This window comes from Streptomyces sp. NRRL S-118, from assembly GCF_000716335.1.
In the GTDB taxonomy this organism is placed as follows: Bacteria; Actinomycetota; Actinomycetes; order Streptomycetales; family Streptomycetaceae; genus Streptomyces.
In genome coordinates this window covers 16,266-40,731 of sequence record NZ_KL591010.1, presented here as the reverse complement: position 1 = coordinate 40,731, position 24,466 = coordinate 16,266, and the positions used below count along the sequence as shown (strand labels likewise).

The following is a 24,466-nucleotide window of genomic DNA, read 5'->3' as shown; positions in this document are numbered from 1 at the left end:
GGCAGGAGGACCAAGGTGGCACGACACTGACGATCCCCGCGCCCGTACCTCTCGGTGCGGGCGGATCCGGAGGTTTGGACCATGCACCACGCCCGCGTCCGGCGCGCCCTGGCCGGTGCCCTCGCCACGCTGACCCTCGTCCCGCTCATGGCCTGCGGCCGGGGTGACGCCCCGGCCGCGCCGGCCGCGTCCCCCATGGCGGCGCGCCCGGACCCGGCCGCACGGACCGAGCCGTACGTCCGCGAACTCCGGGAACTGGAGCGGAGGTTCGGCGCCCGGCTCGGCGTCCACGCCGTCGACACCGGCACCGGACGCGAGGTGGCCTACAACGACGGCCTGCGCTTCCCGTACGCCTCCACGTTCAAGGCGCTCGCCGCGGGTGCGGTGCTGCGGAAGTACACCGTGGGCGGGATGGGGGAGAGGGTCACCTACTCCCGGGACGAGCTGGTCGAGCCGTCTCCGGTGACGGAGAAGCATGTGGCGACCGGGATGACACTGGATGCGCTGTGCGAGGCCGCCGTCCGCTTCAGCGACAACACCGCGGCCAACCTGCTCCTGGACCGGCTGGACGGGCCGAAGGGCCTGGACGCCGTCCTCGAAGGCATCGGCGACGACGTCACCCGGATGGAGCGCCGTGAGCCCGAGCTGAGCCGGTGGGTGCCGGGGGACACGCGCGACACGACCACCCCTCGGGCCCTGGCCCGGGACCTGCGTGCCTTCGTCCTCGGCGACGTCCTCGGACCGGCGGAGCGCGCACGGCTGACCGAGTGGCTGAAGACCAACGTCACCGGGGACGAGCTCATCCGGGCCGGGGTGCCGAAGGGCTGGGTCGTCGGCGACAAGACGGGAACGGGCAGCTGGTACGGCGCGCGCAACGACATCGCGGTGGTGTGGCCCCCCGACGGCGCCCCGATCGTCATGGCGATCATGTCGAACCGCGGCGAGAAGGACGCCGAGCACGACAACCGGCTGATCGCGCAGGCCGCCTCGGTGGTGGCCCGCTCCCTGTCGTAACGGCATGCACTTCCCGGCATACCGATTCGTCGGCCCGGGGAGGCCCGTTTCCGCGGATTCGGGGTACCCGGAGGCCATGACCGATGGTGTTGTGGACTCGGACGAACTGCTCCGCAGGATCCGGCTCGCCCGGGACTGGGCGCGACAGCAGGAGGAACGCAAGACGGACGACGGCACGGCGGAGACGTACCGCGTAGTGCGTGAGGTCCTGGATGTGATCGTGGACCCGTCCCACCACTGAGCGGCGCGTACACGGTGGTGCGGCCGCAGGAGCGTAGATCGCTTGCGGCCGTACCGCCGTACCGCCGTGCCGCCGTGCGCCCTTGAGGCGCGCGGTCGTGCGGGCCGGCGCTCCATTGCGGACCTCTTGCGGGAGCGGGGTGGCTGCTGCCCCTGGGCAGGGGCGCGGGCGGTCGGTGGGTCGGTGGGCCGGTGCCGCTGTCGCGGCAGGACGGATCCTCTCCTCCCGCTACGGTCTCCGGATGACCGAACTCGACACCTTGCACGCCACCCGCGAGGCGTACGACGCCGTCGCGTCCACCTACGCGGAGCAGTTCCACGATTCCTTGCGCGACCGCCCGCTGGAGCGCGCCCTCCTGAGTGCCTTTGCGGAGCTGGTGCGGACGAACGGCGGGGGCATGGTCGCGGACCTCGGCTGCGGACCGGGCCACATCACGGCTCACCTCCATGAGCTGGGCCTGGACGCCTTCGGCGTCGACGCCTCCCCCGCGATGGTCGAGCTCGCTCGCGCAGCCAATCCCGGGCTGCGGTTCGAGGTCGGCTCGATGGCCGCGCTGGACATCGGGGACGGCACGCTGGGCGGCGTGCTCTCGCGGTGGTCCGTCATCCACACCCCGCCGCGGGACCTGCCCGCGATCCTGGCCGAGATCGCCCGGGTCCTGACTCCCGGCGGGCACCTTCTGATCGAGTTCCCTGCCACCGACGGCCCCCGGCACGAGACACAGGCCTACGACCACACGGTGGTGACGGCCTACCGCTGGTGCCCCGACCACCTCGCCGGGCTCCTGCGCGATCACGGATTGACGGAGTCGGCCCGCCTGGTGATCGAGCCGGTCCCCACCGACCGGCGGCAGTTCCAGGAGGTCCAGCTCCTCGCATGCAAGGCGTAGACCGAGGGGCATGAGGAAGGCTTGCCCGACGGCGTGAGCCGGGCCGCCCGGATCTCCTGGCGGCCCGGCTCCACACGAACCGCACCGGTCTCATGCCGCGCGGCGGTCGGCTCGCGTTCGAGACGCGCGATCCCGGTGGTCGCATCGCCGCCGGACGCATCCGGATCCGGATGCCGTCCGGACGGGCGGGCGACCTGTCCGGATCCGCCATGCAAGGCTCGGGACCGATCACGCCAAGGAATCGGCGTCCTATGCGGTCGGGCCCCTTCCATGCCCCCGGCGCGCGGAGTTGACGTTTCATCAGGAAGCGCCCGCGTTAGTCTGCATGGGTGAGCCTTCATGTCGTCGTAGGATTCGGGCCCGCCGGAGCGGCCACTGCTCGGCTGCTGGCCGGCCAGGGACATTCAGTACGCGTCATCACGACGTCGGGCCGCGGCCCCGAGCCCGGCATCGAGCACATCGCGCTGGACGCCGCGGACAGCGCGCGGCTCATCGACGCCGCGCGGGGCGCGGCCGCGATCCACGGTTGCGCCGCGCCGCCCTACCACCGGTGGGTGAGTGCATGGCCGCCGCTGGCCGCTTCCCTTTGTGCCGCCGCCGAGGCGACCGGGGCCGTCCTGGTCCTGCTGGGCAACCTCTACGGCTACGGGCCGGTGGACGGTCCCCTGACCGAGGAGCTGCCGCTCGCGGCGACCGGCCCAAAGGGGCGGGTGCGCGCCGCCGTCTGGGAGCGGGCGCGGACCCTCCACGAGCAGGGCCGCATCAGGGCGGTCGAGGTCCGGGCCTCGGACTTCTTCGGGCCCGGCGTGACCGACGGCGGCCACCTGGCCGCGCGGGTGATGCCGCGGCTGCTGCGCGGCAAGCCGGTCTCCATGCTCGGTGATCCCGACACCCCGCACAGCTGGACCTACCTCCCCGACGTGGCCCGGGCCCTGGCCGAGGTTGCGGCGGAGGAACGGGCCTGGGGGCGCGCCTGGCACGTTCCCACGGAACCCGCGCTGTCCGCACGGCAGATGGTGGACCGCCTCGCCGCCCGGGCGGGAACCGGCCCGGTCGCGGTGCGAGCACTGCCGCCGGCCGTGCTGGGAGTCGCGTCGCTCTTCTCCCCACTGATCCGCGAACTCAAGGAGGTCCGTTACCAGTTCGAGCGGCCTTTCGTCGTCGATTCGAGCGCTTACGCGACCGCTCTCGCGGTACGCGCCACGCCCGTCGACGAGCAGATCGCGGCGACGGTGGACTGGTGGCGCGAGCGGCTGGCCGCCGGCGGGTGACGTCGGGGACGGAGGTGCCCCCGGTCCTGGTGGACGCACCGGCGCCGGCCGGGGGGTACCGGGCGCATCGGTCCCGCGCCACGGAGACCCCGATCACTTCGACCCCGGCGGACGTGACGGCCCACGAGCCGGCCCACATCCTCCTCGACCACCGCGAGCCGAGCGTGCCGGAGCCGGTGATGCCGGCGCAGCTCTTCCCCGACCTGGCCCCGGCGATGGCGGCTCGGCTGCTGGGCCGGGGCGGCCGTACGAAGGCCACCACACGCCAGGACCACGGATGGCTGCGGCGCCCGTTCGTGTCCTTCGGCGAAGGCGTCCGCAGCCTGCTCCACCACCGCGAACACGTGGCCGGCGGCCGGGCCGCGCAGTTCGGCGCGTGGGTCCTGGGCGGCAGAACATCGACGAGGTGGACGTCGAGGCGACGGGCCTGGTCGAGTGGCGGGGCGGCGGCCCGGACATGTGGGCGTGACGATCTCTCGACCGTGTTGTCCGCTGCTTCAGCCGGAATCTCCACCATCGGTTCCCGCCGTGTTCCCGCAATCGCGACGGGCGTTGCCTGGAGCGGCTCGAAGCCCTGGCCGGCGGCATGAGGAAGGGCGCGGAGCCGGGGGACCGTAAACCCCGGCTCCGCGCCCTGGCTCTTCCTGTGCGGTGATGCTGGTGACCGTCCGACGGTGCGAGGCTGGCGCGACAGGACGTTCGCGCCGCCGGACGGAATCCATGGGGGAGGTGCCGGGACCGTGGCGGCGGGCGACGGGAGTGCCGTCCGCCCTCCCTTCAGGTCAAGAAGGGGGACGGCGCTTCCCCACCACCGCACTGGCTCGCGCGCCGCCACGGTCCACGACCTGTCCGTACCACCGACCACCCCTCATCCGGGCCGGTGGTCCGGACCGCGTACGGCAGCAGACCTCCCGTCGGTTGCCGTACGCCGTCTCGCGGGTGCTCAGTCCTCGCGCAGGGCGCGGACCGCCTCCTCGACGCGCGTGCCGTAGTCCGGGTCCGCGGCGTGGAAGTGGGCGAGGTTCTTCTCGATGACGTCCTCGCGGGAGACCTGCGACAGGCCGCCGGCGATGTTCGCCACGAGGCGCCGCTTCTCCTCCTCCGACATCAGGCGGTAGAGCTCACCGGCCTGGAAGAAGTCGTCGTCCTTGGTGTGCAGCGGCGCGGCGTGCGTGCCGGTGTGGCCGTGGACGGCCAGCGGGGCCGAGAGCGGGGTGTCGGTCTGGGCCGGACCCGAGTACGAGTTGGGCTCGTAGTTCTTGTCGTGGCGCGAGCCGTTGCGGGTGGCCATGAAGCCGTCGCGGCCGTAGTTGTCGGCCACGGTCGCCTTCGGGGCGTTGACCGGCAGCTGGGTGTGGTTGACGCCGAGGCGGTAGCGGTGGGCGTCCGCGTAGGCGAAGAGGCGGCCCTGGAGCATCTTGTCCGGGGACGGGCCGATGCCGGGAACGAAGTTGTTCGGCGAGAACGCGGCCTGCTCGACCTCGGCGAAGACGTTGTCCGGGTTGCGGTCCAGGACCATCCGGCCGACCCGCTGCAGCGGGTAGTCGGCGTGCGGCCACACCTTGGTGAGGTCGAACGGGTTGAAGCGGTAGTCCGCCGCCTCGGCCGCCGGCATGATCTGCACGTACAGGGTCCAGGAGGGGTTCACGCCGCGCTCGATGGCCTGGAGCAGGTCGGTCTGGTGCGAGTTGGCGTCCTTGCCGACCACTTCGGCGGCCTGCTCGGACGACAGGCAGCGGATGCCCTGGTTCGTCTTGAAGTGGTACTTGACGAAGAAGGCCTCGCCCCCGGCGTTCGTCCACTGGTAGGTGTGCGAGCCGTAGCCGTTCATGTGGCGGTACGAGGCCGGGATGCCGCGGTCGCCCATGAGCCAGGTGATCTGGTGCGTCGCCTCGGGGGCGTGTGCCCAGAAGTCCCAGACGTTGTCCGGCTCCTGCTTGCCCGTGAACGGGTCGCGCTTCTGCGAGTGGATGAAGTCGGGGAACTTGATCGGGTCCTTGATGAAGAACACCGGGGTGTTGTTGCCGACGAGGTCGTAGTTGCCCTCCTCGGTGTAGAACTTCACCGCGAAGCCGCGCGGGTCGCGGACCGCGTCGGCACCGCCCAGCGAGTCGGCGACGGTCGAGAAGCGGATGAACAGGTCCGTGCGCTTGCCGACCTCGGAGAGGAAGTCCGCCTTGGTGTACGCGGTGACGTCGTCGGTCACCTCGAAGTAGCCGTACGCGCCGGAGCCGCGGGCGTGCACCACGCGCTCCGGGATGCGCTCCCGGTTGAAGCGGGCGAGCTTCTCCAGCAGGTGCTGGTCCTGGAGGAGGAGCGGGCCACCGACGCCGGCGGTGGCGGAGTTCTGGTTGTCGGCGACGGGGGCGCCGGACTCGGTCGTAAGCACGCGCTTCGACATGGTGACCTTCCGTGCGGGAGCTGCTGAGCGGTGTCAGGAGCGTAGGTTGGCTCCGATTCAAACGTCAACAGTTTGTTGAAATGTAGGTGAGGGATCCGGGCCGCGGCTGCGCCTGGGCGCGACAGGACAGGTGTCGGCGCAGCCACGGCCCGGATGCAGAGGGGAGAGCCGTCGGGAGGCGGAGGGTCAGGTCCTCACGGGTGCCGTCGGGCCCTCGGGGTGAGCCGCGGGGACCCGCCCGGTCAGGCGACCTGCCGGCCGGAGAGACGCTCGACGGCGCGCAGCAGGGCCGAGTGGTCCAGGCCGCCGTCGCCCTGGGCGCGCAGGGAGGCGACCAGCTGGGCGACCACGGCGCCGACGGGAAGGGCCGCACCCACGTTGCGGGCGGCGTCGGTGACGATGCCCATGTCCTTGTGGTGAAGGTCGATGCGGAAGCCCGGCCTGAAGTCGCGGTTCAGGAAGTTGTCCTTCTTGCGGGTCAGCACCGTGGAGCCGGCCAGGCCGCCGTTGAGGACGTCCAGGGCGGCGGTGAGGTCCACGCCGGACTTCTCCAGGAAGACCACGGCCTCGGCGCACGCCTGGATGTTGACCGCCACGATGAGCTGGTTGGCGGCCTTCACCGTCTGGCCGGAGCCGTGCGGGCCGCACAGCACGATCGTCTTGCCGAGGGCCTCGAGGATCGGCCTGGCCGTCTCGAAGTCGGCCTGCTCGCCACCGACCATGATCGACAGCACCGCCTCGATGGCGCCGGCCTCGCCGCCGGAGACGGGGGCGTCCAGAACGCGGATCCCCTTCTCCCGGGCGGCCTTGGCCAGGTCGACGGAGGTCTGCGGGGTGATCGACGACATGTCGATCAGCAGGGCGCCGGACCTGGCGTTCTCCAGGATGCCGTCGGGGCCGTACGCGATGGCCTCGACCTGCGGGGAGGCGGGCACCATCGTGATGATCACGTCGGCGCCCCCGACGGCCTCGGCGATCGAGGCGGCGGCGGTGCCGCCGGCCGCGGCCAGGCGGTCCAGCTTGTCCTGCTCCAGGGTGAAGCCGGTGACGCTGTAGCCGGCCTTGATCAGGTTCTCGGACATGGGGGAGCCCATGATGCCGAGGCCGATCCACGCGATCGCCGGGCGGGTGGACCGGGAGGAATCAGCGAGCTTGCTCATGAGGGTGCCTCTCAGAACTGGTGGTGCGGAAGGAGGTCAGCGGGCGGCGCGGGCCTCGGCGGGGAGCCAGTCGAAGGACTCGGCGCTCGGGCGGTCGCCGGCCTTGTACTCCAGGCCGACCCAGCCGTCGTAGCCGGCCTTCGCGAGCTGGTCGAGCAGCTCCTCCAGCGGCAGCGAGCCGGTGCCGGGCGCGCCGCGGCCCGGGTTGTCGGCGATCTGGACGTGGCCGGTCTTCGCCGCGTACGCCTCGATGACCTGGGTGACGTCCTCGCCGTTCATCGACAGGTGGTAGATGTCGAGGAGGAACTTGGCGTTCCCGAGGCCGGTCGCCGCGTTCACCTTGTCCACGACCTCGATCGCGGCCGGGGCGCTCACCAGCGGGTAGAGCGGCGACTCCGGCTTGTTCAGCGTCTCGATCAGGAGGATGGCGCCGACCCGGTCGGCGGCGCGGGCCGCGGTGACCAGGTTCGCCAGGGCGAGCTCGTCCTGGGCGGCCGGGTCGACGCCCTCGACGCGGTTGCCGTACAGCGCGTTGAGCGCCTTGCAGCCGACCGAGGCGGCGAAGTCCGCGGCCACGTCGATGTTGGCGCGGAAGCGGTCCGACTCCTCACCAGGTACGGAGAGGGCGCCGCGGTCCGGTCCCGGAAGGGCGCCGGCGTAGAAGTTCAGGCCCACCAGCCGGGTGCCGGCGTCGTCCAGCGCCTTCTTCAGGGCGTCGAGCTCGCTCTGGTCGGGCGTGGGCGTCTCGATCCAGGGCCACCACAGCTCGACCGCGGTGAAGCCCGCCGCGGCGGCGGCCGCGGGGCGCTCCAGGAGCGGGAGTTCCGTGAAGAGGATCGACAGGTTCACATCGAAGCGCTGGTCCGTGTATCCCATGAGGGGTTCGGCGCTCCTTCCGTATTGCGGAAGTTCATTTCTGCTTAACGGAAGATTGCCCGGGGTGGTGGTGGGCTGTCAAGACCGGCTCGCGATACGGGCACACAAAAGGGCGCCTTCCGGACGATGGCCCGGAAGGCGCCTGGGATCCCTGTGCGGTCCTACGGGACCGACCCGTCACAGTGCGTCGACGGCGCTCACCTTCCAGCCCCCCGGCGTGAGCGTCAGCGTCATCCGCACCCGGTTCAGGTCCACCCGCGGACCCGGCACCTGGGTGCTCGTGGTGACCTGGTTGACGAAGAGCAGCACGACGGCCCGCTCCGGCGAGGCCGAGACCACCGACACCGCCGGAGCGCCGCCGTCCGGCGGCTCCACCACCGACGCCTTGACCACGCCCCGGTACTTCTTCGCCGTCGGAGCCACGACGGTCGTGGTGGTCCTGCGGTACTCGTCACGGAAGGTGCCGGTCAGATGCGCCCGCGCCGCCGTGAAGTCCCGGTCCAGGCGGCGGTAGTCGTACGACAGGACCACGGGCGCCGCCTTGCGCGCCGCCTCCGCCGCCTGCACCCGCGCCCGCTCGGCGCCCTGCCCGTCGCCGTGGGCCCGCACCAGCAGGGCGAGAGCGACCAGCCCCGCCACGAGCAGCACGGCCAGCGCGGTGAGCCACAGGGTGCGCAGCCGCACCCTCGGGGCCCTGCCGGCGGGGGCCGCCGCCCCGGACGCCGCCGCCTCGTCGGGATCGTCCGGGCCCGGCGCCTCCCAGTCCGGATCCGGAGAAGGCGCCTCGGCCGCCGCCGGCTCGTCCTGGACCCGCAAGGTGCGCCCGGACACCGCTGTCGCCTCGTCCGGGCGTGGCGCGGCGCTCTCGGCCCGGTCGGCGCGCCTGGCCGCCGCCCGGGCGGCCGCGGACAGGGAGCGGCGGGCGGGGGAGCCGGCACCGCGGCCCCGGATGGTGGTGTTCACCACGGATCTCTCCTTTCGAGGGGGTGGACCGGCCGGCGTGCCGGCCGACGCATGTCAGCCGACGAACTCGACGCCGGACGTCAGCCAGCGCCCCTCCTCGCGTACGAGATCGAGCTGGAGCCGGTACGTACGGGCCTGGCCCTGCGGGGCGGCGGTGTTGGTCACCTTGCTGTCGGCGACCACCAGCACGCGCGCCGAACGCTCGTCGGCGCGGACGATGCCCGCCTCCAGCACCTGTCCTTCCGACACCGACTTGTTGGCGGCGACCAGCTTCGTCAGCTGCGCCGTCTGCGCGGCGAACTGCTCCTTGAACTCGCCCGTGGCGCCCTTCAGGACGTTGTCGCTGTCCCGCTTGTAGTGCCGGTGGTCGAGCGAGGTGAAGTTCAGCGCCGACTGCCGCGCCGCGGCCAGGATGTCGTGGCGCCGCTGCTCCTCCGTCCGCTGCTCGTGCACCTGAAAAGTCAGCCAGCCGGACGCGGCCGTCACCGCGACCGTCGCCACCGCGAGCGTGGCCGGCAGCGCCCTGCCGCGCCGCGCGGCCTCCCGCAGCAGGGCCCGGGCCCCGCCGAGCCACCGCCGGGCGTCCCCGAACGGCCCGCCGCCTGCCCCTGTCATGCCATCGGTCCGACCAGCAGCCATTGCCAAGAGTCCTTTCCGAACACGCTCTGTTCGCCGCCCGTCGAGCCGATCTCGACGAGCGATCCGCCCGGACCGGCGGCCGTGCCGGTCGCGGGGTCGTACGGGGTGACGAATGCGGCCGTGCCCGCGCCGCCGGCACGGGCACGGCCCGAGGGCCCCGGCGCGTTCTGCGCACCGCGCACGGACGTCTGCGCGCCACGCGGCGCCGAGCAGTGCGCGCCCGTGTTCGCCGGGCGCTCGCTCGTGTCGGACGGGTCGCGCCGCTGCGTGTCGTACCCCTGGCGGCACGCGGGGGGACCGTCGGCGCCGACGACCAGCCCGAAGTGGGTGGTGCCGTCACCGGGGATCACGGTGTGGCTGCCGGCCACCACCACGGGGAAGGTGACCAGCGCCTGCTCGACACCGGGCAGCCGCGCCACCGTGACCTGTCCGCCGCTGATGAGATTGCCGAGCAGGACCGGCACATGGGGCCGGGTGGACGTCAGCAGCGAGTCGACCTCCTGCGCGGCGGGCGCGCCCGCGCCGATCAGCCGGCGGATGTCACCGTCACTCGACTTCAGCTCCGCGGTCAGCGCGGCCAGGTCCCTGGAGAAGGCCTTGATGGCCGAGCCCTGGTCGGCCTGGGTCCTCAGGACCGTCCGCGAGTCCTCGATCAGGGAGACCGTCTGCGGAAGCGATTCGGACGCGGACTCCACCAGCCGGTTGCCGGAGTCCACCAGCCTGCTCAGCTCCGGCCCGGTGCCCGCGAACGCCTTGCCCAGTTCGTCCACCGTGATCCGCAGGTCCTCCTTGCCGACGGAGTTCACCAGCCGGTCCAGGCTGAGGACGAGGTCCGTGGCCGGCAGCGGTACGCGCGTGTCCCGGCGGGGGATGGTGCTGCCCTCCCGCAGGTACGGGCCGCCCGGGCCGCGCGGCTGGAGGTCGACGTACTGCTCGCCCACCGCGGAACGGTTCGCCACCACCGCGACGGTGTCCGCCGGGATCCGCGCCCCGTCCTCGATGTCCAGGACGACCTGCACCCCGTCGCCCCCGGTCAGCCGCAGCTCGCCGACCCGGCCCACCGGCACACCGCGATAGGTGACCTCGGCGCCCGCGAAGACGCCCCCGGAGTCGGCGAAGTCGGCACGCACGGTGTAGCCGCGGTCGAGGAGGGCGTCGACGATCCCGGTGTACCGGGCGCCGACGTACGAGACGCCGACGGCGGTCACCAGGGCGAAGGCGAGGAGCTGGGCCTTGACCGTACGTGTGATCACGGTTGCATCCCCTTCAGCATCAGTTCCGCGAGCGCGATGTCGATCCCGGCGGGGAAGCCGCCGCCGTCCCCGCCCTCGTGGCCCGCGTGGGACACCTGCGTACCGGCGCACACCGGCGGGCAGAGCCCCTCCCCGCCCCCCGGGGGCGCCGAGGGAGCCGGGACGCCGGGCGGCCGTGGCGCCGCCGTGGGCGTCGGCGCACCGGGCACCCCCGGTACGTCCGGCACGCCGGGCACCTCCGGCACCCCGGGCAGGCCGGGTGCGTCGGGGAGCCCGGGCACCCCCGGCACGCCGGGCTCGGCCGGCTTCTCGTCGTCGAGGTTTCCGTAGATGCTCGCCAGATCCAGATCGGCGGTGATCCTGAGATTGACGTAGTCGCCCTTGATCGCGTCCACGGCATTGCGCGGGAAGGGATACGTCGTCATCAGCTCCAGGGCGTTCGGCAGGTCGTCGCCCGCCTTGTTCAGCTGCTCCAGGACCGGCCGCAGGCTTCGCAGATTGGCCACCACGTCGGCGCGCGACGCGTTGATCACCTTCGTCCCCGTGGTGCTGAGCGCCGACAGGGACGTGAGCATCGCCGTCAGCTTGCGCCGCTGGTCCGCCAGGACCTTCAGCGCGGGCGGCATGGTGTCGACGGCCGCCGCGATCGTCTTCTTCTCCGCCGCGAGCCGCTTGGAGAGCCGGTCGATGCCGTTCAGGGCGCGGACGATCTCCGTGCGCTGCGAGTCGAGCCCGCCGATGAAGACGTCCAGCTCCTTCAACAGCGACTTGACCCGGTTCTCCCGCCCTTCCAGGGCCTTGTTGAGTTCCGTGCTGATCGTCCTGAGCTGGGCGACGCCTCCGCCGTTGAGCAGTGCGGAGAGGGCGGAGAGCACCTCCTCGATCTCCGGGTTGCGGCCGGAGCGCGACAGCGGGATCCGCGCGCCGTCCGCCAGCCGTCCGGCCGGCGCCACGTTCACCGGCGCCGACAGCGCCACGTACTTCTCGCCGAGCATGCTGGTCTGGCGCAGTTCGGCGACCGCGTTGCCCGGCAGCTTCACCGAATCCGCGATCCGCAGCCGCACCCGCGCGTGCCAGCCGTCCAGCTCCACCTTCTCGACCGCGCCCACGGTCACGTTGTTCACCTTCACCGCGGACTGCGGCACCAGGTCGAGCACGTCCCGGAACTCGACCGTCACCCGGTAGGCGTTGCCGTCGGCGGCCGCGCCGCCCGGCAGCCCGACGTCGTACAGGCCGTCGAACTCGCAGCCCGACAGCAGCAGCGAGCCGGCGGCCGACCACACCACCGCGGTCACCCGCAGGCCCCTCGTGCGTCCGCCGCTCATGCGTCCGCCCCCAGGATTCCGCCCAGCGTCCGGTCGATCGAGCCGGTCCCGGCGACCGGCGCCGCGGACGGCACCGGCTCCGGCAGCGAGTCGAACAGCTCCTTCAGCTCCTTGCAGTCCGCCGCCTTCGCCTCGCCCGTCGTGCTGAGCAGGGAGCACAGCAGCGAGGCCGGGTCCTGCGGGTGGTCGGGGTTGTTGCGGGTGTCGAGAGTCCCTGAGGACGGGTTGTAGGCGTTCTGCAGGTTCGACAGCCCGGTCGGAGCCACCTCCAGCAGCTCCGCCAGCGCGGCACGCTGCGTGACCAGCACCTTGGTGACCTTGCTCAGACCCTCCACGTTCGACGTCAGCGCCTTCTTGTTGTTCCGTACGAACTCGGACACGTCGGCCAGCGCCACCCCCAGGTGCCGCAGCGCGGCCGCGAGGTCCTTGCGCTCGGCCGCGAGCTGGCCGGCGACCGTCGCCAGGCTGTCGTTGAAGGACCGCACGCTCTTGTCGTCGGCGGCCAGCGCCGCTGTGAACACCTGGAGGTTGCGGACCGTGGAGAACAGGTCCTGCCGGCCGTCGGACAGTGTCGTCACCGCCAGGGACAGGTCCTCCACCGTCCGGTGCAGCTGGGCGCCCTGCCCTTCGAGGTTGTCCGCGCTCACACCCAGCAGCCGGGACAGCGAGCCGTCCTTGTTGGCGCCGCGCGGGCCGAGCGCCTCCGCCGTCGTGTGCAGGCTGTCGAAGACCCGGTCCAGCTCCACGGGCACCGCCGTGCGCTGCTCCGGGATGACGTCACCGTCACGCATCTGCGGCCCGCCCCGGTACACCGGCAGAAGCTGTACGTAACGGTCGCTGACCACCGAGGAGTTGATGATGGCCGCCCGGGCGTCCGCCGGGACCTTGCGCCCGGGGTCGTACTCCAGCGTCACCCGCACCCGCTCGCCCTGCGGGGTGATGTCCCCGACCTCGCCGATCCGCACGCCCAGCACCCGTACGTCGGAGCCCGGATGGATGCCGACGGTGCGCGGGAAGTACGCGGTGACCCGGACCGGGTCCGCCCGCGGCCACAGCACCACGCCGGCCGCGGCGACGACCGCGAGCGCGACGATCAGGGTCACCGCGCGGCGCGGGTTCACCCGGCGCAGGCTCACCCTGCGCAGGTTCAGCCGGGGCGCTTTCAGCCGGGTCGCTTTCATGAGGTACCTCCCGAGCGCGGGACCACCGGAGCGGCGACCATGTTCTGGATGTAGCTGTCGAACCAGCGGCCGTTGCCGAGGGTGTTGGTGAAGACCCGGACGTAGGGCGCCATCAGCTTGATGGCGCGGTCGAGGCTCGCCTGGTTGCGTTCGAGCATCGCCACCACCGTGTTGAGGCCCTTCAGCGCCGGACCGATCTCCTTCTTGTTGTCCCGGACCAGCCCGGACAGCTGTATGCCGAGGGCGGCCGAGGTCTTGAGCAGCGCATGGATCGCGGCCCGCCGGTCGGCGATCTCCGTGAACAGCTTGTCGCCGTCCTCGACCAGCTTCGAGAACTCGCCGGAGCGCTCGGCGAGCACCCCGCTCACCCCGTTGGCGTGCTGCAGCAGCTCGCGCAGCGCCTGGTCGCGGGAGGCGACCGTCCGGGAGATCCTCGACAGCCCCTGGATGGAGGCCCGCACCTCGGCGGGCGAATCCTCGAACGTCGTGGAGATGGTGTCCAGGGCCGTCGCCAGCCGCTCGGTGTCCACCTCCTCCGCGGTCGTGGTGAGCTCGCTGAAAGCCGTGACCACGTCGTACGCCGGAGTCGTGCGGTTCAGCGGGATCTCGCTGCCCGGCTCGAGCTGCCCGGGGCCCTTCGGCTCCAGGGCGAGGTACTTGGCGCCCAGGATCGTCTTGATGCGGATGGCGGCGCCCGTCCGGGTACCGAGGGCGGGGTCGCCCTTGACCCGGAAGACCACCTTCACGTGGTCGCCGTCCAGATCCACCTCGTCGACCTTGCCCACCTTCACCCCGGCGATCCGCACCTCGTCACCGGGCTTCAGACCGCCCGCCTCGGAGAAGGCCGCGCTGTACGTGTCGCCGTCGCCGATCAGCGGCAGGCCGTCGGCGTTGAACGCGGCGACGGTCAGCAGCGCGAGGGCCGTGAGTCCGGCCGCGCCGATGGTCACCGGGTTCCGGTCGCGGAACGGGACCATGCCCGTGCGGGGCCTGCGCCTCGGTATCCGGAGCTTCATGCGCACCTCGCACGGGCCACGTGGAACTCCGGGGTGATGACTTCCCCGGTCCTCGGCAGCACGATCCGGCCGTCGAAGTCACAGAGGTAGAAGTTGAACCATGAGCCGTACGAGGCGGTCCTCGTCAGCTTGTCGAGCTTGTTCGGCAGCCGCTTCAGCACGCCCTCCACGGTCTTCTCGTTCTTGTTCAGCGTTCCGGTGAGCTCGGTCAGCTCGGCGATGTCGTCCTTCAGCGGCGGCCGGGCGTCCGCCAGCAGCCCGGACGTGGCCGCTGTCAGGTTGCCGATGTTCACCAGCGACTCGCCGATGGGCTTGCGGTCGGCGGACAGGCCGGAGATCACCCGCTGGAGCTGCTGGATCAGTCCGGAGAAGCGGGCCCCGCGCTTGTCCAGCGTCGCCAGGACGGTGTTGAGGTTGTCGATCACCGAGCCGATCAGCTGGTCGCGGTCGGCGAGCGTGGTGGTCAGCGAGGCCGTGTGCGCGAGCAGGCTGTTCACCGTGCCGCCCTCGCCCTGGAGCGTCTTGATGATCTCGGTGGCGAGCTGGTTGACGTCCTTCGGGCTGAGCGCCGCGAAGAGCGGCTTGAAGCCGTTCAGGAGCGCGTTGAGGTCCAGCGCCGGCTGGGTGCGCTGCAGCGGGATCGTGGAGCCGGGCGGCAGCCTCGTGCCGTCGCCCGCGCCCTCCGTCAGCGCGATGTACCGCTGGCCGACCAGGCTGCGGTAACGGATGACCGCACCGGTGCCGGTGAGCAGCGGACGGTCCTCGGTGACCGTGAAGGTCACCTCGGCGAGCGTCCGGTCCTTGATCCGGCTGTGTTTGATCCTTATGGACTCGACCTCACCGACGCGCACGCCGGCCACCCGGATGTCGTCGCCCTCCTCCAGGCTGGTGACATCGCTGAACACGGCCTTGTACGTGTGCTCGGGCGTGAAGGAAATGCTGACGATGGTCGCCGCGAGGAGCGTGGTCGCGAGGATCGTGACGGTTGCGAAGAGGCTGAACTTGATCAGCGGTGCTGCGGTGCTCCTGGCGTTCTGCACCCGGCTCATGCGACGCTCACCGCCGTTCCGCGGGCCATCGGGCCGAACAGCAGCGTCGCCACCGCGGGCACCTCGTCGGCCGGTACGCCCATGACGGGCGCGACGAGCGCGCCGATGGCACGCTGCTCGGCAGCCGTGGCGGACGACTGCCGGGTGCCGGACCCGCCGGGGGCGGCATGGGCGTCGCGGGTGCCGTCGTCGAGCTTGGTGTGACCGGCCGGGACCTCGGGGCGGGGAAGCCCCCGGCAGTCCGGGCCGGACCGCTCGCGGTAGCGCGGCTCCTCCCCCGGCTCGTATCCCGGGCGGGGGCGGACGATTTCCAGGGTGATGCGCATCTCTCCGCCTCTGAAGGTCTCTTCCGCCGCGGCCTCCTGCCTCACCAGGCCCTCGAGGAGGCAGGGGTACTCCGGCGCGTAACGGGCGAAGAGCGCCAGGGTGGGGCGGGAGACGCGGCCCAGGGTGATGAACCGTTCGCCGTTCTCGTCCAGGAAGCCGTCGGCGCTGCGGGCCACGGTGGCCGTGGAGGTGAACAGGGCGGCCAGCTGGTCCTGCTTGTCGACGAGGGTGCGGCTGGTGGTGATGGTGTTGCGCAGGATCCGCATCAGGTCGGGTGCGGCGTCCCCGTAGACCTCGGCCACGTCGGCGAACCGCGAGATGTTCTCCTTGATGGACGGCATGTGCGGGTTGAGCCGGCTCAGGTAGTCCTCGACGCGGACCAGGTTGTCGCCGATCCGGTCGCCGCGGCCTTCGAGCGCGGTCGCGAACGCGGAGAGCGTCGCGTTGAGCTCGGCGGGCCGCACGGTGCGCAGCAGCGGCAGCAGGTCGTTCATCAGCTGCTGCACCTCGATGCCCACCCTGGTGCGGTCCTGCGTGATGACGTCCCCCGCGCGGATGGGCCGGTCCGCCGGCCCGCCGGGGGGCGCGACGAGGTCGACGTACTTCTCGCCGAACAGCGTCTTGGGCAGCAGCCGGGCGTGCACGTTCGCCGGGATGCGCGGTGTGTGCTCGGGCTTCAGCGCGATGCCGAGCGTGGCCTTCTCACCGTCGGCCCGTACCTCCCGCACCTCGCCGACCAGCAGTCCGCGCAGCTTGACGTCGGCACGCGGTTCCAGCTGGTTGCCGAGGGTGCCGGCTTCCAGCGTGATCCGCACGACCGGGGTGAACACCTGCTGGTAGACGGCGACGGAGAGGGAGAGGAGGAGGGCGAGGACGGTGAGGAAGACGACGCCGTAGAGGCGGAGCTTGACGTGGGTGCGCATCGTGGCCTTACCCCGCAATCCGTACGGTGGTGCTGGCGCCCCAGATCGCCAGGCTGAGGAAGAAGTCCAGGACGTTGATCGCGACGATCGAGGTGCGGACCGCGCGGCCGACCGCGACGCCGACGCCCGCCGGGCCGCCGCGCGCGTAGTAGCCGTAGTAGCAGTGCACCAGGATGATCACGACAGCGAAGACGATCACCTTGCCGAAGGACCACAGCACGTCGACCGGGGGCAGGTACTGCTGGAAGTAGTGGTCGTACGTGCCCGCCGACTGGCCGTAGTAGCCGGTGGTGATGGTGCGGGCGGCGAAGTACGAGGACAGCAGCCCGACCACGTACAGCGGGATCACGGCGATGAACCCGGCGATCATGCGCGTCGTCACGAGGAAGGGGAGCGACGGGACGCCCATCACCTCCAGGGCGTCCGTCTCCTCGCTGATCCGCATCGCGCCGAGCTGCGCGGTGAACCCGGCGCCGACGGTCGCGGAGAGCGCGAGCCCGGCGACCAGCGGCGCGATCTCACGGGTGTTGAAGTAGGCGGAGAGGAACGCCACGAAGTTGGAGGTGCCGAGCTGGTTGAGCGCCGCGTACCCCTGAAGGCCCACCTCGGTGCCGGTGAAGAACGAGAGGAACGCGATGACGCCGACGGTGCCGCCGACCACGGCGAGCGCGCCGCGGCCGAAGGTCACCTCGGCCAGCAGCCGCAGGATCTCCTTCTTGTAGCGGCGCAGGGTACGGCCGGTCCAGGCCAGCGAGCGTCCGTAGAAGGCCAGTTGGGTGCCCAGTTCCTCCAAGGCGAGGAGGGGGCGCGACAGGGGGCGCGGCAACGGGCGGGCGAAGAAGCGGGTGATGAGCGCCATGGTCGTCCTCATCCCTTCTGCGGCACGATCTGGAAGTACACGGCGGTCAGCACGAAGTTCGTCACGAACAGCAACATGAAAGTGATCACGACGGACTGGTTCACGGCGTCGCCGACGCCCTTCGGGCCGCCCTTGGCCGTCAGCCCCTTGTACGAGGCGACGATCGCCGAGATCGCGCCGAAGACCAGCGCCTTGAGCTCGGCCGCCCACAGGTCGGACAGCTGGGCGAGGGAAGTGAAGGAGGCGAGATACGCGCCCGGTGTGCCGTTCTGCAGCACGACGTTGAAGAAGTAGCCGCCGGCGACGCCTACCACGGAGACCAGGCCGTTGAGGAGGACCGCCACCACCATGGAGGCCAGGACGCGGGGGACGACCAGCCGGTGGATCGGGTCGATGCCCAGGACCTGCATCGCGTCGATCTCCTCCCGGATCTTCCGCGCCCCGAGGTCCGCGCAGATCGCCGTGCCGCCCGCGCCCGCGATCAGCAGCGCGGTGACGATCGGCGACGCCTCGCGCAGGACGGCGAGGACGGAGGCGGCGCCCGAGAACGACTGGGCGCCCAGCTGGCGGGTGAGACTGCCGATCTGCAGGGCGATGACCGCGCCGAACGGGATCGAGACCAGGGCGGTGGGCAGGATCGTCACGCTCGCGATGAACCACGCCTGCTGGATGAACTCCCGTACCTGGAAGGGGCGGCGCGGGAGCGTCCGCAGGACGTCCAGCGCCATCGCGAAGAGACTGCCGGAGTGGCGCAGCGCGCCGATGGGGGAGAGGCTCACTGGGCGGTCGCCTCCGTCGCCTGCTTCTCGCCCTTCTCGCTCTTCTCGCCCTTCTCGGGCTTCTCGCGCTGCGCGATGGCTTCCCAGCGGGGCGGCCGCGTGATCCCGGCGCCCGGCAGCAGCCGGGGCGTCATCGGGGTGGGGAGGGCGGCCGCGTCGTCGATCTGGGCCAGCTCCTGCTCGACCTGCGCGGCGTCCTTCTCCTCCGCCATGCCGATCGGCCCCTGCATCCGGCCGTTGAGGAACTGCCGTACGACCGGTTCGTCACTGGTCAGCAGTTTGTCGCGGGGGCCGAACATGACCAGCTCGCGCCGGAACAGCAGGCCGATGTTGTCGGGAACCTGGCGGGCCGAGGCGATGTCGTGCGTGACGATCAGGAACGTGGCGTCGATCTGGGCGTTGAGGTCGACGATCAGCTGGTTGAGGTAGGCCACGCGGACGGGGTCGAGGCCGGAGTCCGGCTCGTCGAAGAGGATGATCTCCGGGTCGAGGACCAGGGCCCGGGCCAGCCCGGCGCGTTTGCGCATGCCACCGGATATCTCGCCGGGCAGCTTGTCCTCCGCGCCGATCAGGCCGACCATGTCCATCTTCTCCAGGACGATCGCCCTGATCTCGCTCTCCCCCTTGCGGGTGTGCTCCCGGAGGGGGAAGGCGATGTTGTCGTAGAGGTTCATCGACCCGAACAGGGCGCCGTCCTGGAACAGGACCCCGAAGAGCTTGCGCACCTCGTAGAGATCGTGCTCGCGGAGCGTGGTGATGTCCTGGCCGCCGATCCGGATCGACCCGCGGTCGGGCTTGAGCAGCCCGACGAGCGTCTTGAGGAAGACCGACTTGCCCGTGCCCGAGGGCCCGAGCATGACCGAGATCTCCCCGGCGGGCAGTGTCAGCGAGACGTCCTGCCAGATGACCTGGCGACCGAAGGACTTCGTCAGCCCTTCCACGCAGATCTCGACACCCATCCGGTTCACCCTTCAGCCCGTGAGCAGCTCCGACACCTGCTCTACGGGGAAGGGGGAACCGTCCGTCGCGAGGAAACCGAATTTTTTTCCGCTGGTCCCCGGGCGGTTCGATTCGATCGAGCGGCGCGCGGCTGCTCCGCTCCTCCGGGGTCAGCGACCGCCGGCCGGCAGTGCGACGGAGGCTTCCCCCGGGTGCGGTGCGCCCGCCGCGGGCAGCGACGGCGACGGCGTGGGGAGCGCCCCGGGGACCGGGGGGCCGGGGACGGGCACGGACGGGACGCTCAGCGTGGTGAGGTTCCCCGACGGCAGGGACGGTACGGAGGGAACGGCCACCTCCGGCACGGCGGGCACCTCCGGCACCTTCGGCACCTGGGGGAGTGCCGGGGCCGGCGCCGGCAGCTCCGGCAACAGCGGACGCGCCGGCGGAGCGGCAGCCGGTGCCCGGCGCGTGGCCGGGGCCGGGCGCTCCCCGGCCCCGGCCGGCTCCGGAGACGGCGGCAGCATCCGCGAGCCCGCCTCCCCGGTTCGGACCTCCGTCGTCCGGGAGGTGGCCGGTGTGGAGGAGGGCCGGCCCTGGGTCCCGTCGTGGACGTACGGCACCACGAACCCGGCCACCGCCAGGGTGGCCGCCGTGGAGGCCGCGACCACCGCATGGGCGTTGCCCGCCCCGCGCGGGCGCCCCCGCCCGCACAGCCACAGCACCAGGGCCAGCGTGCCGGCCAGCGAGTCGCGCAGCGTCCGGCGGGCACGTGCCAGGAGCGATTCGACCGTGCGGTAGCTCAGGCCCATCGTGCGGGCGACCTGCCCGACGTCCAGGTCCGCGGACTTCAGCCACAGCGCCTCCGCCTGGCGCGCGGGCAGCTCCCCGCTCCGCCGGGCCAGCCAGGTCGCCTCGGCCCGGTCGCACACCTGCTCGTCGACCGGCGCGGGGCCGGGTGCGTGCAGTGTGGGGCTGCGGCGCACCTCGGCCTCACGGTGGACCTGGCGGTACCGGTCGACGCACAGCCGGATGGTGACCGTCGTGAGCCAGGCGCCGAGTCTCTCGTCGTCGAGGTCCGGCCGCTCGGCGGCCCGGAGCATCGCCTCGTGCACGGCGTCCTCGGCGTCCTCCGGACTCATGGACCTGCGCCGGGCCACCTTGAGCAGCTGCTCGCGGTGGCTCCACGCCCGCTGCCAGCGGTCATCGGACCTGTCCGTAGCCATGAGGGCCCCCTCGCGCTCGCCCGCCGGTCCCTGCCGCCCGGCGGGGCGCGACATTACCGCCCGGTATCCGGAATTGTGGAGGGGGCCGCGGGCATTGAGTCCTGACCGTTGCCGAGCGGCGGACGCGGCAGGACAACGCTTGCATCCGGAACCGGAAGACTGGACTCCGATGGGCGGGGGAGCGCCTCGTCCGTCGCTCGTGGGCCGGTCGGCTCCGCCGGCTCCCGCGTCCCCGGCGGAGCCGGCGCCGGCTCGTCGTCCCGGGGCCGCGAGGGCCGCGCCGAGGCGGTGCCGTGCGGAGAAGCCGCACGCGCGGGTGCGCCGCCCGGCCCCGCATCCCGCCCCCCGCCGGAGGCGGCGTCCGTGTCCCCGGCCGGAGCCGGCCCCGGCGTCACCACGGGGTCGCCGCCCAGGAAGTACCCGTACCAGGCCCTGACCGTTCGCACGTACGCGGCGGAGTGGTTGTAGCCCAGGATCGCCCGGTCCAGGTCGTACGGGTCCGACAGATCGCGCCCGCCCGCGCACAGGTAGCGCCCGGCGGCCGTCGCCGCGTCGTGGATGTTGCCGGGGTCGGCCCGCCCGTCGCCATTGCCGTCGGCGCCCCACGCCGCCCATGTCGACGGGATGAACTGCATCGGGCCCACGGCGCGGTCGTACACCGCGTCCCCGTCATGGGCCCCGCCGTCCGTGTCCCTGATCAGCGCGAAGCCGTTGCCGTCCAGCCGTGGCCCGAGGATGGGGCGCACGGTCGTCCCGTCCGCCGTCAGCCGCCCTCCGCGCGCATGCCCCGACTCCACCTGGCCGATCGCCGCCAGCAGCTCCCAGCGCAGACCGCAGCCCGGGGCGCTGCCCGCGAGCTCCGTCTCCGCCTGCCGGTACGCGGCCAGAACGGCGGCCGGCAGCGCCCCGCGCATCCCGTGTCCCGCCGGTGCCGTGCCGCCGCCCTCCGGTACTCCGTCGCGTACCCTCAGCGGAGGGAGTTCCGTGCGATACGGCGAGCCGCCCGTCACGCCCGGCCCGGCCGCGGACGCACCCCGCTCCGGACCGGCCGGGGCCGACGCCACCGCCCCCGGCGCCTGCGAGGCGGACAGCGCCGCCATCGCCGCCGCCGCGAGCGCCGTTCCCCTGACGGTCCTGCCCCTCTTCCCTGCCATGTGCCGCGCTCCTCCCGCTCCGTACGGCCCTGTCACCGGCTCTACGGGGCGGTGGCCGCCGTCCGTCGCGGCATTTTCCGGGCCGGGCGGCGGGCCGCGGAGGGCCCGCCTTACCGTGGGGGCATGCAGCGACTGAGAGTGGAGTTCACGACAGAGCCCTTCGACCTGGAGGAGGCCCCGGAGCACGCGGTGGTGGCCCGTGAGGTCATCGAGGCGGCCGATCTCGACGCCGTGGACGTGGGGCCGTTCGGCAACACCGCCGAGGGCGGCGCGGACGCGGTGCTCACCGCGGTCGACGCGCTGCTCCGCCGGGCTCTGGGCGCGGGCGCCACTCGGGTATCGCTGCAGGTCAACGTAATCGGCGAGACCGAGCCCGGGGGAGCCCCGGAGACCGGGGAGGACGACAAGTGACCGAGCCGGGAGACCACCCCCTGGTCACCGCGGTGAAACCGCTGGTGGACGCGATGGGTGCAGAGATCCTGCGGCCCGAGGAGGCAGCGGCCGACGATGTCGTGCTCGCCTGGGAGGGCGAGGACGTCCTCGCCGTACGGCTTCCGCAGCTCGCCGACTCCCTGGAGCGCATCCTGGCCGCCATGGAGCGGCACCACGGAATGCCGCTGTCCGCGCTGGACCGCAAGGTGAAGCAGTCCGTCGTACGTACCCTGGAGGCGCGCGGGGCCTTCTCGGTACGCCACGGCGTGGAGACGGTGGCGAGCGCGCTCGGTGTCAGCCGCTTCACCGTCTACAACTACCTGAACAGGGAGAATGCCGCGAAGGGTGAGTGACTGAGCACTCTGCGTGGAAGGCCGCTGTCCGGATGCCGGGACGGCGGCCTTTGTGCCACCGAAGTTTCAACAAAGTGTTGACGAGGCGTCGACGGAGGGCGTTAGCTATCCGCAGCCCGTCAAAGCACAGCGAAAAACAGCCACGGAGGCTCCCGTGACGTCGAGTTCACAGCGCCTTTCGGAGGAGCGGTCCCCCGAAGCCCCCGCGGGCCTCACCCGGTTCAACACCTCCGCGGAGGGCGACGCGCTCGCCGCCCTGCACGAGGTGTGCGCCAGCTCGGCCTGGGGCGGCAAGCTGCTGGCCCAGCGCCCGTACGCCACCACCGAAGCCCTCCTCCTCGCCAGTGACGCCGCCATGGCCGAGCTGACCGCGGAGGACCTCGCCGAGGCGATGGCCGGGCACCCGCCGATCGGCCGCCCCAAGCCCGGGGACCCCACCTCCTCCCGGGAGCAGAGCGGGATGGCCGGCGCCTCCGAGGCGCTCAAGGCGGAGATGCTCGAACTGAACCTGGCCTACCAGGAGAAGTTCGGACACGTCTTCCTGATCTGCGCCACCGGCAGGACCGGCGAGCAGATGCGCGACGCGGTCCGCGAGCGGATCGACCACTCGCCCGAGGAGGAGCGGGAGATCGTCCGCACCGAACTGGGCAGGATCAACCGCATCCGCCTGACCCGCCTCGTCGAGGAAGAGAGCGCCGCATGAGCACGGAAACCACCGCCTCGGTGTCCACGCACATCCTGGACACCAGCATCGGACGGCCCGCCGAGGGCGTCGCCATCTCCCTCGCCGCCCGCGCGGGCGGCGACGCGGAGTGGGTGGCGCTCGGCGGCTCGAAGACCGATGCGGACGGGCGCTGCAAGGACCTGCCGGCCCTGCCGGAAGGCACCACCCACGTACGTCTCGACTTCGAGACCGAGGCGTACTTCGCGAAGTTCGTCGATCAGCAAGCCGAGGCGCAGCAGGACGCCCCCCGCGTAAGGGACAGCGGCGCGTTCTTCCCGGAGGTGGCGATCACGTTCGCCGTCGTACCGGGCGAGCACTACCACGTACCGCTGCTGCTCAACCCGTTCGGCTACTCCGTTTACCGAGGGAGCTAGCAGACACATGCCCACGATTCTCGGCCAGAACCAGTACGGCAAAGCAGAGAACCGCGTCGTCAAGATCACGCGGGACGGCGACACCCACCACATCAAGGACCTGAACGTCTCGGTCGCCCTCTCCGGCGACATGGACGAGGTCCACTACTCCGGCTCGAACGCCAACGTCCTGCCGACCGACACCACCAAGAACACGGTGTACGCGTTCGCCAAGGAGTACGGCATCGAGTCCGCCGAGCAGTTCGGCATCCACCTCGCCCGTCACTTCGTGACGTCGCAGGAGCCGATCCACCAGGCGCGCATCCGCATCGAGGAGTACGCCTGGGAGCGCATCGAGACCTCCGACGCCAACTCCAAGTTCATCGGCGCGGACGAGGTCAAGCACTCCTTCGTCCGCAAGGGCCAGGAGACCCGCGTCACGGAGATCACCTACGACGGTGAGAACTGGCAGGTCATATCCGGTCTGAAGGACCTGGTCGTCATGAACTCCACCAACTCGGAGTTCTGGGGCTACGTCAAGGACAAGTACACGACCCTCAAGGAAGCGTACGACCGCATCCTCGCCACCCAGGTCTCCAGCCGCTGGCGGTTCAACTGGACCGACGACGAGCAGCGGATGCCCAACTGGGAGAAGTCCTACGAGCAGGTCAAGAAGCACATGCTCCAGGCCTTCGCCGAGACGTACTCGCTGTCGCTGCAGCAGACGCTCTACCAGATGGGCGCGCGCATCATCAACAACCGGTCGGAGATCGACGAGGTGCGCTTCTCCCTGCCGAACAAGCACCACTTCCTGGTCGACCTCGAGCCGTTCGGGCTCAAGAACGACAACGAGGTCTACTTCGCCGCGGACCGTCCGTACGGCCTGATCGAGGCCACCATCCTGCGGGACGGCGTCGAGCCGCGGATCCCGGTCGACATGACCAACCTCTGACGCCAGTCCGAACCGCCCCGCCCACCGCCCGGAACCGGGCGGGGCGGCACCGGACCGGAGGGACCACCACATGGCACAGCCTGCAACGGGCCCGGCACCGGAAGGCCCGTGCTCCACCCCACCGGACACCCCCGCCGCGCCGCACCCCGTCCCCGCGCCGCACCCCGTCC

Annotated in this window: 25 protein-coding genes; 9 read left to right on the top strand and 16 right to left on the bottom strand. The window is 71.7% G+C overall.

From position 1 onward, the window contains the following. Window positions 1-81: 81 nt before the first annotated feature. From bla to IH00_RS0118445, 4 genes are all read left to right on the top strand, one after another. On the top strand, window positions 82-1,014 hold the full coding sequence (gene bla / locus IH00_RS0118460; protein ID WP_031074941.1) for a class A beta-lactamase: 933 nt from the start codon (window positions 82-84) through the stop codon (window positions 1,012-1,014). A 76-nt stretch (window positions 1,015-1,090) separates the two neighbouring features. Next, window positions 1,091-1,255, top strand: a complete 165-nt coding sequence (locus IH00_RS43380) for a hypothetical protein (RefSeq protein WP_199819772.1) — start codon at window positions 1,091-1,093, stop codon at window positions 1,253-1,255. A 241-nt stretch (window positions 1,256-1,496) separates the two neighbouring features. Beyond that, window positions 1,497-2,144: a class I SAM-dependent DNA methyltransferase gene (locus IH00_RS0118450; RefSeq protein ID WP_031074940.1), complete on the top strand. Its 648-nt coding sequence runs from the start codon at window positions 1,497-1,499 to the stop codon at window positions 2,142-2,144. A 329-nt stretch (window positions 2,145-2,473) separates the two neighbouring features. Beyond that, window positions 2,474-3,415 carry an NAD-dependent epimerase/dehydratase family protein gene (locus IH00_RS0118445; RefSeq protein ID WP_031074938.1) on the top strand — a complete coding sequence of 314 codons (942 nt, stop codon included), beginning with the start codon at window positions 2,474-2,476 and terminating at the stop codon, window positions 3,413-3,415. 943 nt (window positions 3,416-4,358) lie between these two features. On the opposite strand, the gene IH00_RS0118435 is transcribed toward IH00_RS0118445, so the two are convergent. The 16 genes from IH00_RS0118435 to IH00_RS0118360 all read right to left on the bottom strand — a co-directional run bounded on the left by IH00_RS0118435 (window position 4,359) and on the right by IH00_RS0118360 (window position 21,482). Continuing rightward, on the bottom strand, window positions 4,359-5,816 hold the full coding sequence (locus IH00_RS0118435) for a catalase (RefSeq protein ID WP_031074934.1): 1,458 nt from the start codon (window positions 5,814-5,816) through the stop codon (window positions 4,359-4,361). 242 nt (window positions 5,817-6,058) lie between these two features. Further along, window positions 6,059-6,976 carry a 2-hydroxy-3-oxopropionate reductase gene (locus IH00_RS0118430; protein WP_031074932.1) on the bottom strand — a complete coding sequence of 306 codons (918 nt, stop codon included), beginning with the start codon at window positions 6,974-6,976 and terminating at the stop codon, window positions 6,059-6,061. Between the two features lie 36 nt (window positions 6,977-7,012). Then, window positions 7,013-7,852 carry a TIM barrel protein gene (locus IH00_RS0118425; RefSeq protein ID WP_031074931.1) on the bottom strand — a complete coding sequence of 280 codons (840 nt, stop codon included), beginning with the start codon at window positions 7,850-7,852 and terminating at the stop codon, window positions 7,013-7,015. A gap of 177 nt (window positions 7,853-8,029) precedes the next feature. Beyond that, window positions 8,030-8,818: a hypothetical protein gene (locus tag IH00_RS0118420; protein ID WP_031074930.1), complete on the bottom strand. Its 789-nt coding sequence runs from the start codon at window positions 8,816-8,818 to the stop codon at window positions 8,030-8,032. Window positions 8,819-8,869: 51 nt separating this feature from the next. Next, complete coding sequence (locus IH00_RS0118415; protein WP_078887823.1) at window positions 8,870-9,430, bottom strand: hypothetical protein; 561 nt, start codon at window positions 9,428-9,430, stop codon at window positions 8,870-8,872. After that, on the bottom strand, window positions 9,427-10,707 hold the full coding sequence (locus tag IH00_RS0118410) for an MCE family protein (RefSeq protein WP_031074927.1): 1,281 nt from the start codon (window positions 10,705-10,707) through the stop codon (window positions 9,427-9,429). Before IH00_RS0118410 ends, IH00_RS0118415 begins: the two co-directional genes overlap by 4 nt. Next, window positions 10,704-12,032: an MCE family protein gene (locus tag IH00_RS0118405; RefSeq protein WP_031074925.1), complete on the bottom strand. Its 1,329-nt coding sequence runs from the start codon at window positions 12,030-12,032 to the stop codon at window positions 10,704-10,706. Before IH00_RS0118405 ends, IH00_RS0118410 begins: the two co-directional genes overlap by 4 nt. After that, a complete protein-coding gene (locus IH00_RS0118400; RefSeq protein ID WP_031074923.1) occupies window positions 12,029-13,135 on the bottom strand; it encodes an MCE family protein in 1,107 nt (368 codons plus the stop codon). Before IH00_RS0118400 ends, IH00_RS0118405 begins: the two co-directional genes overlap by 4 nt. A gap of 74 nt (window positions 13,136-13,209) precedes the next feature. Continuing rightward, window positions 13,210-14,190 carry an MCE family protein gene (locus IH00_RS0118395; protein WP_031074922.1) on the bottom strand — a complete coding sequence of 327 codons (981 nt, stop codon included), beginning with the start codon at window positions 14,188-14,190 and terminating at the stop codon, window positions 13,210-13,212. A 35-nt stretch (window positions 14,191-14,225) separates the two neighbouring features. After that, the gene (locus IH00_RS0118390; RefSeq protein ID WP_031074919.1) at window positions 14,226-15,278 is read right to left on the bottom strand and encodes an MCE family protein; all 1,053 of its coding nucleotides are present in this window, start codon (window positions 15,276-15,278) and stop codon (window positions 14,226-14,228) included. After that, window positions 15,275-16,528 (bottom strand): MCE family protein, encoded by a 1,254-nt coding sequence (locus IH00_RS0118385; RefSeq protein ID WP_031074918.1) that lies wholly within the window; start codon window positions 16,526-16,528, stop codon window positions 15,275-15,277. The genes IH00_RS0118390 and IH00_RS0118385 overlap by 4 nt, the downstream gene beginning before the upstream one ends. 7 nt (window positions 16,529-16,535) lie before the next feature. After that, window positions 16,536-17,387, bottom strand: a complete 852-nt coding sequence (locus IH00_RS0118380) for an MlaE family ABC transporter permease (protein WP_031074916.1) — start codon at window positions 17,385-17,387, stop codon at window positions 16,536-16,538. An 8-nt stretch (window positions 17,388-17,395) separates the two neighbouring features. After that, on the bottom strand, window positions 17,396-18,166 hold the full coding sequence (locus IH00_RS0118375) for an MlaE family ABC transporter permease (RefSeq protein ID WP_031074915.1): 771 nt from the start codon (window positions 18,164-18,166) through the stop codon (window positions 17,396-17,398). After that, window positions 18,163-19,125: an ABC transporter ATP-binding protein gene (locus IH00_RS0118370; RefSeq protein ID WP_039947173.1), complete on the bottom strand. Its 963-nt coding sequence runs from the start codon at window positions 19,123-19,125 to the stop codon at window positions 18,163-18,165. Before IH00_RS0118370 ends, IH00_RS0118375 begins: the two co-directional genes overlap by 4 nt. Window positions 19,126-19,275: 150 nt before the next feature. Further along, window positions 19,276-20,328, bottom strand: coding sequence for an RNA polymerase sigma factor (locus IH00_RS37455; protein WP_052411503.1), 1,053 nt, complete (start codon window positions 20,326-20,328; stop codon window positions 19,276-19,278). Window positions 20,329-20,381: 53 nt separating this feature from the next. Next, on the bottom strand, window positions 20,382-21,482 hold the full coding sequence (locus IH00_RS0118360; protein ID WP_031074909.1) for a lytic transglycosylase domain-containing protein: 1,101 nt from the start codon (window positions 21,480-21,482) through the stop codon (window positions 20,382-20,384). Between the two features lie 123 nt (window positions 21,483-21,605). On the opposite strand from IH00_RS0118360, the gene IH00_RS37450 reads away from it, so the two are divergent. The 5 genes from IH00_RS37450 (at window position 21,606) to pucL (ending at window position 24,296) form a co-directional block, all read left to right on the top strand. Further along, window positions 21,606-21,893, top strand: coding sequence for a YkoF family thiamine-binding protein (locus IH00_RS37450; protein WP_052411473.1), 288 nt, complete (start codon window positions 21,606-21,608; stop codon window positions 21,891-21,893). After that, the gene (locus IH00_RS0118350) at window positions 21,890-22,267 is read left to right on the top strand and encodes a helix-turn-helix domain-containing protein (RefSeq protein ID WP_031074906.1); all 378 of its coding nucleotides are present in this window, start codon (window positions 21,890-21,892) and stop codon (window positions 22,265-22,267) included. The genes IH00_RS37450 and IH00_RS0118350 overlap by 4 nt, the downstream gene beginning before the upstream one ends. A 154-nt stretch (window positions 22,268-22,421) precedes the next feature. Next, a complete protein-coding gene (gene uraD / locus IH00_RS0118345; RefSeq protein ID WP_039947171.1) occupies window positions 22,422-22,970 on the top strand; it encodes a 2-oxo-4-hydroxy-4-carboxy-5-ureidoimidazoline decarboxylase in 549 nt (182 codons plus the stop codon). Then, on the top strand, window positions 22,967-23,365 hold the full coding sequence (uraH, locus tag IH00_RS0118340) for a hydroxyisourate hydrolase (RefSeq protein WP_031074902.1): 399 nt from the start codon (window positions 22,967-22,969) through the stop codon (window positions 23,363-23,365). The genes uraD and uraH overlap by 4 nt, the downstream gene beginning before the upstream one ends. Window positions 23,366-23,372: 7 nt before the next feature. Beyond that, window positions 23,373-24,296, top strand: coding sequence for a factor-independent urate hydroxylase (gene pucL / locus IH00_RS0118335; RefSeq protein ID WP_031074900.1), 924 nt, complete (start codon window positions 23,373-23,375; stop codon window positions 24,294-24,296). The last annotated feature ends 170 nt before the right edge of the window (window positions 24,297-24,466 follow it).

Excerpts from the sequence above, each read along its gene's own strand:
- IH00_RS43380 (WP_199819772.1), top strand. The coding sequence starts at position 1,091 with ATGACCGATGGTGTTGTGGACTCGGACGAACTGCTCCGCAGGATCCGG.
- IH00_RS0118390 (WP_031074919.1), bottom strand. The coding sequence starts at position 15,278 with ATGAGCCGGGTGCAGAACGCCAGGAGCACCGCAGCACCGCTGATCAAG.
- IH00_RS0118395 (WP_031074922.1), bottom strand. The coding sequence starts at position 14,190 with ATGGTCCCGTTCCGCGACCGGAACCCGGTGACCATCGGCGCGGCCGGA.
- IH00_RS37450 (WP_052411473.1), top strand. The coding sequence starts at position 21,606 with ATGCAGCGACTGAGAGTGGAGTTCACGACAGAGCCCTTCGACCTGGAG.
- IH00_RS0118435 (WP_031074934.1), bottom strand. The coding sequence starts at position 5,816 with ATGTCGAAGCGCGTGCTTACGACCGAGTCCGGCGCCCCCGTCGCCGAC.
- pucL (WP_031074900.1), top strand. The coding sequence starts at position 23,373 with ATGCCCACGATTCTCGGCCAGAACCAGTACGGCAAAGCAGAGAACCGC.
- bla (WP_031074941.1), top strand. The coding sequence starts at position 82 with ATGCACCACGCCCGCGTCCGGCGCGCCCTGGCCGGTGCCCTCGCCACG.
- uraH (WP_031074902.1), top strand. The coding sequence starts at position 22,967 with ATGAGCACGGAAACCACCGCCTCGGTGTCCACGCACATCCTGGACACC.
- IH00_RS0118370 (WP_039947173.1), bottom strand. The coding sequence starts at position 19,125 with ATGGGTGTCGAGATCTGCGTGGAAGGGCTGACGAAGTCCTTCGGTCGC.
- IH00_RS0118405 (WP_031074925.1), bottom strand. The coding sequence starts at position 12,032 with ATGAGCGGCGGACGCACGAGGGGCCTGCGGGTGACCGCGGTGGTGTGG.
- IH00_RS0118450 (WP_031074940.1), top strand. The coding sequence starts at position 1,497 with ATGACCGAACTCGACACCTTGCACGCCACCCGCGAGGCGTACGACGCC.
- IH00_RS0118385 (WP_031074918.1), bottom strand. The coding sequence starts at position 16,528 with ATGCGCACCCACGTCAAGCTCCGCCTCTACGGCGTCGTCTTCCTCACC.
- IH00_RS0118380 (WP_031074916.1), bottom strand. The coding sequence starts at position 17,387 with ATGGCGCTCATCACCCGCTTCTTCGCCCGCCCGTTGCCGCGCCCCCTG.
- IH00_RS0118430 (WP_031074932.1), bottom strand. The coding sequence starts at position 6,976 with ATGAGCAAGCTCGCTGATTCCTCCCGGTCCACCCGCCCGGCGATCGCG.
- IH00_RS37455 (WP_052411503.1), bottom strand. The coding sequence starts at position 20,328 with ATGGCTACGGACAGGTCCGATGACCGCTGGCAGCGGGCGTGGAGCCAC.
- IH00_RS0118415 (WP_078887823.1), bottom strand. The coding sequence starts at position 9,430 with ATGACAGGGGCAGGCGGCGGGCCGTTCGGGGACGCCCGGCGGTGGCTC.
- IH00_RS0118360 (WP_031074909.1), bottom strand. The coding sequence starts at position 21,482 with ATGGCAGGGAAGAGGGGCAGGACCGTCAGGGGAACGGCGCTCGCGGCG.
- IH00_RS0118425 (WP_031074931.1), bottom strand. The coding sequence starts at position 7,852 with ATGGGATACACGGACCAGCGCTTCGATGTGAACCTGTCGATCCTCTTC.